Annotated in this window: 2 protein-coding genes; both read left to right on the forward strand. The window is 59.5% G+C overall.

The genetic code is table 11. The features are described from left to right. Positions 1-773, forward strand: a 773-nt coding sequence (locus RI554_11710) for a hypothetical protein (protein MDR9392679.1), incomplete at its 5' end; no start/stop codon positions are given. Continuing rightward, positions 773-1038 (forward strand): hypothetical protein (locus tag RI554_11715; GenBank protein MDR9392680.1); only part of this gene is annotated, 266 nt, incomplete at its 3' end. The genes RI554_11710 and RI554_11715, both read left to right, overlap by 1 nt.

The raw sequence follows: 1038 nt of genomic DNA on the forward strand, positions 1-1038 counted from the left end.
GTAGCACCCTCGGGGAAAGCGATCGCTTTGCGGAGCTTGACAACAACGAGCAGCGCTACCTGTACCTCATGCTGATTCCGCACGCGGACGCCGAAGGCCGACTCAAAGGCAACCCACAGTGGATCAACGGCAAGGTCCTGACGTACGTCCCGATGGACCCCACGACGATCGAGCAGGCGCTGAGACGCATGCACGAGGTGGGGTTGGTCGTTTGGTACGAGGTGGACGGAAAGCGCTTTATTCAGATCGAGCGGTTCCACGACCACAACAAAGTCCGCAAGGACCGCGAAGGGCAAAGTGTCATTCCGAGCCCGCCGGAGGACTCCCGGAGTACTCCCGGAGTACGCCAGGAGGACGCCGGGAAAACTCCCGCAGAAGTAGAAGTAGAAGTAGAAGTAGAAGTTCAAGTTGAAGATCAAGTTCAAGAAAAAACCACGTCGCCTAACGGCGACACGCTTGAACCCCTCCTCGAAGCGTGGAACGAAAACCGAGGGCAACTCCCCGCAGCCCAAAAACTCACCAGCACCCGCAAACAAAAACTCCGGACCCTCCAGCGCGACCTCGGCGGGTTCGACCCCACCTACGCAGCGATCGCCATCGCCGCCAAAGAAGTCAGCCAAGACCCCTTCTGGGTCCAACGCGGGTACGGCCTCGACAACCTCCTCGCAGGACAAAAAGTCATTCAGAAAGCAGAAACGGCATTCAACCGCGGGTCGTTCGATCACGACAAAGCTGAAACCGACCGCATCCTCAACGCCATCGGAGGTCCCTAATGCTTGACCGCAAGGCGTTCGCCACCGAAATGAGTGCATTGGCCGACAGGTTCAACCGCACCCTCAAAGACGACCTCGTCCGCAGGTACTACCAGCACCTCGAGCACCTCGACACCCAAGCGTTCCTGAGTGCCGCAGCCACCATCTACGCGAACGACACGTTCTGGCCGTCCCCCAACAGGTTCCTCGAAGCTGCTGGCGTGGACGCCAAGACGCTCGCTGAACAAGCGTGGGAGCACGCCCTCACGCAAGCCCGGAAAGGCAC

Source organism: Trueperaceae bacterium, from assembly GCA_031581195.1.
In the GTDB taxonomy this organism is placed as follows: Bacteria; Deinococcota; Deinococci; order Deinococcales; family Trueperaceae; genus SLSQ01.